Source organism: Pseudoalteromonas sp. APC 3694, from assembly GCF_030407565.1.
In the GTDB taxonomy this organism is placed as follows: Bacteria; Pseudomonadota; Gammaproteobacteria; order Enterobacterales; family Alteromonadaceae; genus Pseudoalteromonas; species Pseudoalteromonas tetraodonis.
Window position 1 is genome coordinate 21,596 of sequence record NZ_JASDDE010000041.1, and the last position, 11,740, is coordinate 33,335.

At 36.4% G+C, this 11,740-nt stretch carries 6 protein-coding genes; all 6 read left to right on the forward strand.

The annotated features are described in order from the left end of the window. The first annotated feature begins 147 nt into the window (after positions 1 to 147). Genes QMA00_RS13665 through brxL form a run of 6 tightly spaced genes read left to right on the forward strand, consistent with a single transcriptional unit; the run spans position 148 to position 11,120 of the window. Complete coding sequence (locus tag QMA00_RS13665; RefSeq protein ID WP_076923092.1) at positions 148 to 2,079, forward strand: DUF262 domain-containing protein; 1,932 nt, start codon at positions 148 to 150, stop codon at positions 2,077 to 2,079. Continuing rightward, positions 2,080 to 3,165 (forward strand): hypothetical protein, encoded by a 1,086-nt coding sequence (locus tag QMA00_RS13670; protein WP_076923093.1) that lies wholly within the window; start codon positions 2,080 to 2,082, stop codon positions 3,163 to 3,165. Next, positions 3,165 to 4,385: a hypothetical protein gene (locus QMA00_RS13675; protein WP_290157678.1), complete on the forward strand. Its 1,221-nt coding sequence runs from the start codon at positions 3,165 to 3,167 to the stop codon at positions 4,383 to 4,385. Before QMA00_RS13670 ends, QMA00_RS13675 begins: the two co-directional genes overlap by 1 nt. Further along, complete coding sequence (locus tag QMA00_RS13680) at positions 4,370 to 6,142, forward strand: Hsp70 family protein (RefSeq protein ID WP_076923260.1); 1,773 nt, start codon at positions 4,370 to 4,372, stop codon at positions 6,140 to 6,142. The genes QMA00_RS13675 and QMA00_RS13680 overlap by 16 nt, the downstream gene beginning before the upstream one ends. Before the next feature lie 43 nt (positions 6,143 to 6,185). Beyond that, on the forward strand, positions 6,186 to 8,924 hold the full coding sequence (pglZ, locus tag QMA00_RS13685) for a BREX-1 system phosphatase PglZ type A (protein WP_076923259.1): 2,739 nt from the start codon (positions 6,186 to 6,188) through the stop codon (positions 8,922 to 8,924). 12 nt (positions 8,925 to 8,936) lie between these two features. Further along, on the forward strand, positions 8,937 to 11,120 hold the full coding sequence (gene brxL, locus QMA00_RS13690) for a protease Lon-related BREX system protein BrxL (protein WP_254843704.1): 2,184 nt from the start codon (positions 8,937 to 8,939) through the stop codon (positions 11,118 to 11,120). Positions 11,121 to 11,740: the final 620 nt, after the last annotated feature.

Consider the following 11,740-nt stretch of genomic DNA (forward strand, 5'->3'; position numbering starts at 1 on the left):
AAAACAATAGCATTTATCAGTATTTGCAATAATTTATATGCAAAGCTAGTAAAGTTTTGCGACGAGCAATTAAATCATTGTGTGGAAAGCGTATAGCTATTGCTTTCGGCGATGTAAAAACTATCCACGGAAAGGCAGTTAAATAATATGAAATTACAAAGTTTAAGCGATATTTTTGAAAAACGAATACTGCGTATACCAGATTATCAGCGGGGCTATGCTTGGTTAGAGCATCAATACAGTGACTTTTGGGAGGATATTCTTCACCTTAATGTTGAGCGTGTTCACTATACAGGAGTTATTACTTTAGAGCCTGTACCTAAAGAGCTGTGGCAAAGATGGGATAATGATGAGTGGATTATTGAAGGTGTAGGCTTTAAACCGTTTTATGTTGTCGATGGCCAACAAAGACTAACAACATCAATGTTATTAATGCAGGCTATTTTAGAGACGGTAAAAGACGACACTCAGCTTAACTATCAATCTTTGGGTACTATCAGAAAGCAATATATTTTAAACAGAGCGGATGATGGACAAAGAAAAAGCTTTATTTTTGGCTACGAGAAAGATAACCCGAGCGATGAGTATTTAAAAACTAAAGTTTTTGGTGTTCATTCTCATAGTAACCAATATCAAGAAACGCTATACACGCAAAACTTATCGAAAGCTAAAGCATTTTTTAAAGATAAGCTTAAAGAACTCAGTACAGATGAGATTGCGTTAATTTATAAAAAACTAACACAAAAATTCAAATTCAATTTATATGAAATTGATGACGAAATTGATGTATTTGTAACCTTTGAGACCATGAACAACCGTGGTAAGCCTTTAACAAGTTTAGAGCTACTGAAGAACCGCCTAATATATTTATCAACTTTATTCAAAGAACATGAAGGTCATGCGGTACTCAGAACGAAGATTAATAACGCGTGGAAAACCATTTATGAGTATCTTGGAAAAAACCCAAATGCTCCGCTAAGTGAACACCTATTCTTACGTAATCATTGGACGATGTATTTTAAATATACACGTCGTAAAGGTGACGATTACATTAAGTTTTTATTGGATGAAAAGTTCACTGCAAGAAATGTTACGCATCCTAAAAAGTCAGATGACATGATCACAGTTGAAGAAGTTGATAGGTATGTTACAAGCCTTCAGCAGTCTATTCGCCCTTGGTTCTACATGCACAACCCTTATTTCCCTTTACCAGAATATACTGACGAAACTAATAAAAAATTACTTGATAGACTACATCGGCTGAGTTTTAGAGCGTTTAAACCGTTATTACTTGCAGCATACGTATCTAAACAAACTACAGAGCAAATTAATACACTTATTACTTCTGCTGAGCGATATAACTTTTCAATTTTCACATTAAGTCAGCGTCGTTCAAACACAAAAGATACAGAGTTTTTCTTTATGGCAAGAGAGTTACTAGTTGGTGCAACTAATATTGACTCTATTGTTGATAAAACAAAAGACTGGATTGAACAATATTACGACCCACAAAGATTCTATTCACATATAGCTGAGAAGTATGAATTAGGGTTAGGCGGTTTTTTTAAATGGGAAGGTTTAAGGTACTTCTTGTATGAGCATGAACAATGGTTACGTTCACGAGGAAAACAGTCCTCAAATAAACTGTCATGGGAAAAACTAACCGCGAGTAAAAAAGATAACGTCACTGTTGAGCATGTATTCCCGCAAACCCCAAAAGATGAGTATTGGGTATCACGATTTGGTAGTCTGGATAAAGGCCAGACGCAATTTGTAGCGCACTCTTTAGGGAACTTAGTGCCACTGAGTAGAGCGAAAAATTCAAGCCTTCAAAATGATAGTTTTGATTTGAAAAAGAACAATGGCAATGGAGTAGGTTTCTATAATGGTTCTGCTTCTGAAAATGAAATATCTCAAGAATCTGAGTGGTTGCCAGAGACTATTTTGAGCCGAGGCCTTCAATTATTGGCGTTTATGGAAGAAAGGTGGCAAATAGTTATTGGCGATGATGAGTTTAAGACTCAGTTATTGCATATGGATTCTGTAATAGAGCAAGCAAATCTTCAGGAAGAAAGTTAAATGCTATATTCAACAACCTTTGTATACAAAGGAAATACGGGCGGATCTGTAATTATATCAGATAGTCGAATTAAAACTGAATTAGAGCCTGTTGTCTTTCCTTGTAGGTATTGTGACTCAAGTTTCTATAGTGATGATTTAAGAGTTAGACATGAGTGGGAAGAACATCCAACTAAAAACCCAACTTTTAGTATTAAAGGAAGTGAGATTACCTCTAGTCGGTTTTACATTAGAGAGCAAGTGTCAATTGATGAGATTGAGCTGAGCAATGTGCAAAAAATCTTTATCAATGATGTTGAGACTGACATTGAAGATCTTCATTCGTGTATTTTTGAAAAGCCAAGTAAATTCTTAAAAGTAGAGCTTGTTAACCGGCAAGTTCAGAAGACATTTGAACTTGAAGTATCGATTCCAAAGCTCGAAGAGATAGAGAAAGTAGATGAATATTTTTGGTTGTTTTTAAGTAGAGATGACTTTACAGAAGAGTTAATAGATCAGTTTATTAAAAGTACATCCGAACTTAACTCTGTTACTTGGTATGTCGACGGTTTAGTTAAATACCTGCAAGGTATAATGGCGAAAGATGGAAAGACTAAGTTTATTACTTTCGAAGACCATGAAATACGCTTTAATCAAGCCCGAAATATTTTATCAACATATGCTTCATCATTGGCCCATGCGGTTGTTGCATTAATTGATTTTAATAAAAACTATTTTAGTGATAATACCTCAAAGAGCACATTACCCTATTTAGATAGAGCTTTGATTTTCTTTACGGGGAATGATTGTAATAATAGTTTGAATAAAATTCCAGATTCAGCAAAGAGCATTCCAACTGATAGAATAACATCTTTGATCTTAGATTGTGTTTGCAATGAATTTACAGGCTCAAGTTTAGAGTTTATTCAGCAACAATTATCAAGGCTGAAAAGCCAAACCTTAACAGTACAAGATAGAAGTAAGCTTGATTATATTTTGTTTAGGAAGGCTAGTTTAGAGGGTGATATCACTGAAGCTGAAAAGTGCAGAAAGAAGCTAAAATATAACGAAGTGTTTGATTTAAGTAAATTTGATGAGAATTGCTAATGAAAGATAAATTAAGCCTACAACAGGCTAAACCGAGCATGGCAGAAGAAAAAACTAAGCCTATTAAAGTTTTCAATTCAATGAAAGAAATATTATTTGATATTTTTAGCCTTGATATTGATAAAAAAACTAATAAAGCTAAACCTTTAAAGTTATTAGTAAACCATGAAATAGCAATTAAAAACATTAAGTTAAATGATCAGTTAACAGAAGTTGAACTAAAAAAACTTATTAATTTAGTAAGAGAAAATGATGTTGAGTTTAAGGTATTACTTCAATTAGCTATCTCAGCTGAAATGTGTAATCACTCTGAGATAAAGCGAAAGCTCATTATTATTTGTGTAAGTATAGTTAGCAGTCTGGAGTTTTTGAATCCTTTAAACGCTGTAGATAACATTTTTGAAGGAATGTTATCTGAATATAAAGATAATAAAGACTCTGTTGGTATTTTGAATGCTCTGCTTAAGAAAAAATTTGAGTATAGAGCTGAAGGCATTAAAAACAGGGTTCAGATTAATAAGACGAAAGAATCTCGTAATGTTGTAACAGATGAAGATGGAAATAGTGATAAACCAAAAGGAATGACGCTAGTCCAATTAGAATCATTAAGGAAGAACATACAGGTATTGAGTTGCTTATGGTGTCTTGAGTTTGGAAAATCTAAGCCGGATTTAATATTAGACTGGCTTTATAAGATTTTATCTGAAGATACGAAAGATAATAATACAAAGGAATATCAGAGCGTTTCATATTTTTTAGCAAAACAGTTATCTGCTCCTAAAAGACATTCACTAGTGGAAAGTATTTCTCATTTTCGGGAAAAAGAATTGTCAGCGAAAAAATTATGCTGGAATGAGCAGCAGAAAGCGCATCAACTCTCTGATAAAAATATAGAATTGACATCAAAAATTTCATTATTGAAAGAAAGTATTGCGAATAAAGAGACTCAAATAATTGAGTTAAATAAAGAAATTGAGTTTCTAAAAAAACAATCTGAAACTAACGTTTTGCAAGTTAAAGCTGAGCGTGTGCATTTAAAAGATGATACAGGAAAAGTGAAATCTAAGGCTATTAATCTACTTGAAGAAGATGTTTTACCCACGCTAAAGACTTCACTTAAAGGGCTTAGAAAGGATGAGCCCAAAGTTAGTTTCGCTGTTAATAAAATAGATTTAGTGATTGAAGATATAGAAGGAGCTTTACAATGGTTCAAAAAATAGGAATCGATTTTGGTACTACAAATAGCTTAATTTCAGTAGTAACGCTAAAAGGAAAAGTAAAGTCATTTACGGTAAGAGACCGTCCACACCCATCAGTTGTGCATTATGAAGGGGCTGATATTGTTTGTGGCACTAAGGCAAAGAATAAGCTCCAACAAAAGACTATTGGCGTCCAGGGAAATACAGTTAGAGGGCCTAAAAAATTTATAGGTGGTAGTGACTTCTCTGTTGGTGGTGTAATGAAAAATCCAAAAGAAGTCGTTACTGATTTAATGAATTTTCTAATAGAAGATGCAAGAGACCAGGATGACGATGGTGTAGCGGATCTGAAGCATGCTGTTGTTACTATCCCTGTGGCAATGGATGGTCGGGGGCGGCAAGCGCTTCGAGAAGCGCTATTGGATGCTGGTATATATATCGAAATGTTTATTCATGAGCCTTTAGCTGCGTTGTATGGTTACTTTAAAAGTTTACCTGATAGCCAAAATGAATTGTCTAAAAATGAAGGCCGGATGATTTTAGTTTTTGATTGGGGTGGAGGAACATTAGATTTGACTCTCTGCCAAGTTCGTAACGGTTCTATTGTTCAGATTATGAATCGAGGTAATAACAAAGTCGGTGGTGATTATTTAGATGAAGCTATTTTAAATTATATAGAAGAAAAACACGCACAGAAGTATGGATGGGATGTTGATACAAATAAACCTAGAAATCCTGGCATGAGAGCAAAATTACTTGAAGAGTGTGAAAAGGCAAAAATTGATTTGTCTAGACGTGCAAAAATTGATATTTGGATTGATGACTACTTCAATGCGGAAGGAGAGGAAGCAGAGATAGAGCACTCATTAACTAGGAGCGAACTTGATGCTATTTCTAAGTCTATTGTTGAAGCTGGAATTGGCGAAATAGAGTTTTTATTATCCCAAGAGCAAGCACATGTTGATATACAATCGGTAGCTCTATGCCTAGCTACTGGCGGTATGGTTAATATGCCAATTATTCGACAGCATCTGCGTGAATTATTTGGTGTAGCTACATTAGAAGTTTCAGATATAGGCGATCGTATTATTTCTGAGGGAGCAGCTTGGGTTGCTCACGATGATTTGTGTTTAACTTTAGCCAAACCTTTCGAATTGGTAGAAGCTAGAAACTCATTACTTACCGTTATTCCCGAGGGGACAAAGCTACCTTCGAGGGGATATACTCCAGATCCTTTTAATCAGTCTATGTATTGTGCTGACCCAAGAGATGGAAAGGCTGTATTTACATTTAAAAGACCTCAAATGGTTGGTAAAACCGCGTCTAGTGATAGAAGAACGACATACGAAAATATGGTCGTTCCGGTAAACAAAGATTTTCCACCAATGAAAGAAAGAATAGATGTTAGCTATGAGATAGATGAAAATTTGATCATTAAAATTAATGCTCAATCATTAGACGAGAGAGTTCCTCAAGAACTACAAATTTTTGACCTTGAATTTGCTTTACAAATATCGAGTATCCCACCGATAAAAAAGCCTTTACGCCTAGTTAACTTTAAAGGAGAACAACTAGGCTTAACGGTAAGAGCAAATATATCTAATGATGCTAATGCTTGGGAGCTTGTTCCTGGAGAACTATTACAAGAATATAATAGAAAAGATGAGAATGCTTATTTAAAAAAACAACTAACTCAACTTCAAAAAGATGAGAGTAGTTTTTACCAATTGTGTAGTCGTTGTCATCAAAGATATAAGATCGGTTGTTGTTCAATTTAGCATTAACCTACATTAAATCATTAAGGCTTTATTAAATATCACTATGAACCTAGAACAAATAAAACAAGGCATTTTAGCCAAATTTGATAAGTGCCGATTGGTATTTTGGCAAGATGAAGATGTCGAATTTAAAGAACAGTTGCCATCAATAAACGACGAACTTAATAGCAATGATGTAGAGCTTATTGAGCTTGATGCGTGTTCACATTTTGAAATAAAGCAACGTATTGAACTAAAAGAAACAAGCTCAAAGTTCTTGCTGTATAGCAATAAACCGCAAAACGAGCCATCACGCGATTGGCTATATGATATTCGCTTATACGCAGAGCGGTTTTATGCTGATTCAAGCTCGATGATATTGAATGAGCTAGGTATGAGAATGGAGTTTCGCCAAGATATAAGTCGCTATAAGAAGTTTTTTGGAAAACAGCAGCGTTATAACAAGCTAAAGCGGTTGCTACCAGAGGGTGCAGATAAACAAACATTAGAGCTTTCGATGATTGCTGTTATCGCTAAGGTAGAAACGGTTTCTTTTACTGCGGCTTTATATCAGTTAATTAAGTTGTATGCAGAGCAGCCAGAAAAAGCAGGTGAGTTGCTATCTGAATTAAATAAATTTGAGCTTGGTAAAGTGTTTTGGCTGTTAGCTGTTGAAGAGTTTGGTTTTGTCGCCAAATGTTTATGGATAGATGATAAAGCCAATAGTACTCAACTCGTTATATTTAAAGACTTATTAACTAAGTTATTAGTCACTGATTGCTACCAAGCGTTGCAGTCATCTGGCGTTGCTGTTCAAGCCACTAGTTTTGCCTCAAGCCTTTCGGCGCATACTTTACCTATGAGCTTTAGCGACGAAGAAGCAACGGCACTACCAAAGAGCGTAAAAGAGTTGCTATTGAACGCGGCATCTAAACGTGCATCTGTGGTTAACTTTGTGTCGTCTTGGCGAGAGAGCAGAACGTTATCGGATTCATATAATGCTGTGGCATTTGAAGTTGCCCAAGAGCTAGAAATTAAGAATAAACTTGCCGAGTTTAAACATCCGTCGGAGCTGATACATGTTGAAACCTTTGTTGAAGCGGATCAGCAGCTAATTAAATCGTTAGCAACGAATTTACCTGCATATGACGCTGTTGAAATTAATGAATGGGTTTCGAAAAAGTTACGCAGCCATTGGTGCTCACCAGATTCACATAAAGATAGTGCTAATTATGCTGCTATTTATACGGCATTAAGAGCCGCTAAAGAGTTTTATGACTTAAAAGAAAAGCATATTGATGGTTTCACTTTTGAAAGTGCCAGAGGCCTTTATAAAGCCTATGAAACAGAGCTTTATAAGTTTGACCATGCGTATCGTATTTTTAGTGAAAACTCGATTGAAATTAGTAAAAACGGCTCTGATATTTTAAAAGCAACAGGTCTTGTTGAAGATATTGAGCACTTATATGTTGATTGGTACTTGCATGATTTAGCGATTGTTTGGGGTAAGCTAGTTGATGATGAAAACTTACTGGATAATTGGAGCCTAGCTGGAATAAACAATCAACAAGACTTCTTCCGAGAAGAGGTAAAAGGTGTATTAAGCAAAACTCAAGCTAAACGAGTATTTGTGATTATTTCCGATGCACTTCGATACGAGGTAGCGCATGATATTCACCAACAGATTAACGATGAAAAACGCTTTAAATCTGAGATTAAGTCTCAGCTAGGCGTTGTGCCTTCTTATACTCAACTGGGCATGGGGAGCTTGCTGCCTCATCAGAAGTTGACGGCTCACCTTGACACTAAGCCAGAATATAAAGCTGATGGCATGTCTGTGCATGGGCATGACAACCGCCATAAGATTCTTGAAAAGCATGGCGGTGTTGCTTTTAAAGCGGATGAGGTCCTTAACTGGACAAATCAAGAAGGCCGAGACAAAGTGCGTGATACTCAGGTGGTATATATTTATCACGATGAGATTGATGCAATAGGTGATAAGCAAGCGACAGAGAACCAAACGTTTGAAGCCGCACGTGATGCAGTTGATGAAATTAAGCAATTGATTGGTCGTATCATTAATCGCTTAAACGGTAGTAGAGTGCTTATAACCGCTGATCATGGTTTCTTATTTAAAATGACGGATGTGACCGATTCAGATAAAACTGCGCTTAAATCAAAACCAGCCGGCACAACCGAAGCGAAAAAGCGTTATGTAATAGGCTCTAATTTGCCTACAGATAGCTATTACTGGACTGGCAAATTGGCTAACACTGCTGGCGTAAATGTTGAAGGTGGTGATGATGCTGAGTTTATGATCCCTAGGGGAAGTAACCGCTTTAACTTTGTTGGTGGGGCCAAGTTTATTCATGGTGGCATTATGCCACAGGAAATTTGTGTTCCTGTTCTTCAAATTAGAGAGTTAGATACAAAGGCTCAAACGAAACACGCAAAGCAGAAAGTAAACGCTGTTCCGCTCAATAATCCTGTGAAGATAGTATCTAATATCGATAGGATTAAGTTCCTTCAAACCGATCCGGTAGGCGAGAAATTTAAGGCCCGTGAATTAGAAATATGGATTGAAGACCCTGATGGTAAAAAAGTAAGTTCACGTGAAAAAATATTGTTTGAATCGACTTCAGATAAGATGGACGACAGAAAACGCAATGTACAAATAAAATTAGAAGGTAGCGGCTTTGAGCGCACCGTGAGCTACAAGTTAATAATGGAAGATACAGAGAGCAAAGTAAAAACAACACACTCTGTGATTATTGATTTAGCTTTTGAAGACGACTTTTTTTAGGGAAGGCATAAAATGGAAACCAAAGACAATTTAGAAAATGATAATCAAGAGAACCAAGATGCCAACCAAGAACGTGAAATTAATGTACATGTTCATATGCATGAAAATGACGCGACGATAGAACCTATAGACGACACTGCACCTGTGCTTACTGAGCGTGGGGAACTAAGAAGTATTGATTTAGACGAGTTAATGATAAACGAGTTTAAAGGTCGTGTTGTACGTAAAGATTTAACAAAGCAATTAAAAGAAGGTGCTAACGTTCCTGTATATGTATTGGAATACCTTTTAGGTATGTATTGCTCTGCTGCTGAAGATGACTTAATTGAAGAAGGCATGAAAAACGTTAAGAAAATCTTAACGGAAAACTATGTTCGACCAGATGAGGCCGAAAAAGCCAAGTCGCTTATTCGTGAGAAAGGCACGCATAAAGTTATTGATAAAGTGACGGTTAAGCTAAACCAGAAAAAAGATATTTACGAAGCAAGTCTATCTAATATCGGTATAAAAGATGCGGTTGTGCCAAATAAGATTGTTAAAGAAAACGAAAAGCTTTTGACTGGCGGTATTTGGTGCATTATTACGGTTAGCTATTACTATGAAGAAGGCCAAAAGGTATCACCTTTTAGTGTGTTTAGCTTAAAGCCAATTCAAATGCCTTCTATGAATATGGAAGAGGTATATCAAGCTCGACGTAAGTTCACAATGGATCAGTGGATCGATATGCTACTGCGCTCAATTGGAATGGAACCTGCTAATTTAGATCACCGAACTAAATGGCATTTAATTGCTCGCATGATCCCATTTGTTGAAAATAATTATAACGTTTGTGAACTTGGGCCGCGTGGTACTGGTAAGTCGCATGTTTATAAAGAGTGTTCTCCTAACTCGCTCTTGGTATCGGGCGGACAAACTACAGTTGCTAACCTTTTTTATAATATGTCTTCTCGCCAAATTGGTTTAGTGGGAATGTGGGACGTTGTTGCCTTTGATGAAGTGGCCGGAATCCGTTTTAAAGATAAAGACGGTATTCAGATCATGAAAGACTATATGGCTTCAGGTTCATTCTCTCGTGGCCGTGATTCGATAGAAGCAAAAGCGTCAATGGTGTTTGTTGGTAATATTGATCATAGCGTTGAAACTTTAGTAAAAACGAGCCACCTTTTAGCGCCGTTCCCAGATGACATGATTGATTCTGCATTTTTCGACCGCTTTCATGGTTATATCCCAGGTTGGGAAATACCTAAAATGCGCCCTGAGTTCTTCACAGACCGTTTTGGTTTAATAACTGACTACTTAGCTGAATACATGCGCGAAATGCGTAAGACGACGTTCTCAGACTCTATTGATAAGTTTTTTAAGTTAGGAAATAACTTAAATCAGCGAGATGTAATTGGTGTTCGTCGAACTACGTCTGGTTTATTAAAGTTATTAGTACCTCATGGTGAATACAGTAAAGAAGACGTAAGAACGTGTTTAACTTATGCTTTAGAAGTTCGACGCCGTGTAAAAGAGCAGCTTAAGAAAATTGGTGGCATGGAGTTTTTTGATGTTAACTTTAGTTACATTGATAACGAAACGTTTGAAGAGTTTTTTGTCAATGTACCTGAGCAAGGTGGCTCTAATCTTATACCCGCTGGAATAGCAAATCCTGGGGTACTGCATTTTGTTAGTGAAGGCGCAGCTGGCAAGCTAGGGCTTTACCGAGTTGAAACTCAAATGACACCAGGCAACGGAAGGCATTCTACATCTGGCTTTGGCTCTGACACTTCTGCAAAAGAGCAGGTTCGCGTTGGCTTTGAATATTTCAAAGGTAATTTAAATCGTATTGCAGCTAATTCACGATTTTCGGAGCATGAATTCCATTTACACTTTGTTGACTTACAAACCTCTGGTAACAGCCACTCGGCAAGCCTAGCTTCATTAATAGCTAGTTGCTCTGTTTTACTGAATAAGCCAATGCAAGAGCAAATGGTTGTGTTAGGAAGTATCACTTTAGGCGGCGTAGTAAACCCAGTTCAAGACCTTGCTTCTAGTATGCAAATTGCACTAGAAGGTGGAGCAACCAAGGTACTCCTGCCAATGGCATCAGCCAGTGATATCCCATCAGTCCCAGCAGAAACGTTTACTAAGTTTCAGGTAAGTTTTTACAGTGACCCTGTTGATGCTGTTTATAAGGCGCTTGGAGTGAGTTAATGTAAGTGGGGCAATATTTTGTTTGATTGAAACTACAGCTTTGTAAAAAATGGAATTAACTTAAATAATAGGTGATAACATGATAGTTAATTCTCAAATGCTAGGCAGTTTCTTTCATCAAAGTTACGCACGATGATTATAAATATGGGGTATACAAATTTAAAAAATACACCATTTATACACAAATGATTTTAAGTTATTGTTTTTAAAAAGCTTGGCGGAGCAAATTCCCTTAGCCACGTTAAAACCGCTGAAAGCTGGTATATACGTAGCTTTCAGCGGTGTTTTTACATCTACAGCCCTCTATAAAGCTCTACAAAATACACAAGTGGACTTCCCATAGTCGACAATATTACCTTAAGCTTCCATATTTCTGCGGCAATAATTATGTTTATTCATTTTAATTTGTTATTTACAACCCAAATATTAGTGAGGTTTTTTGTATCCATCATTTCGTTAATTTCAATTAGCTTGAGATAAGCTTTACTCCTACTCGTTTTTTGTTCTGGTTTAGCAAGTTTTGAATTAGCTGCGTATTCTCATGACTTTGATCACCGATTCTCATCAGCTTTGATCGCTTGATTTATCATTTTGTAGAGCCATTTTTAAATTAACTTAAC

Coding starts and splice junctions, on each gene's coding strand:
- QMA00_RS13665 (WP_076923092.1), top strand. CDS start 148: ATGAAATTACAAAGTTTAAGCGATATTTTTGAAAAACGAATACTGCGT.
- QMA00_RS13670 (WP_076923093.1), top strand. CDS start 2,080: ATGCTATATTCAACAACCTTTGTATACAAAGGAAATACGGGCGGATCT.
- QMA00_RS13675 (WP_290157678.1), top strand. CDS start 3,165: ATGAAAGATAAATTAAGCCTACAACAGGCTAAACCGAGCATGGCAGAA.
- QMA00_RS13680 (WP_076923260.1), top strand. CDS start 4,370: ATGGTTCAAAAAATAGGAATCGATTTTGGTACTACAAATAGCTTAATT.
- pglZ (WP_076923259.1), top strand. CDS start 6,186: ATGAACCTAGAACAAATAAAACAAGGCATTTTAGCCAAATTTGATAAG.
- brxL (WP_254843704.1), top strand. CDS start 8,937: ATGGAAACCAAAGACAATTTAGAAAATGATAATCAAGAGAACCAAGAT.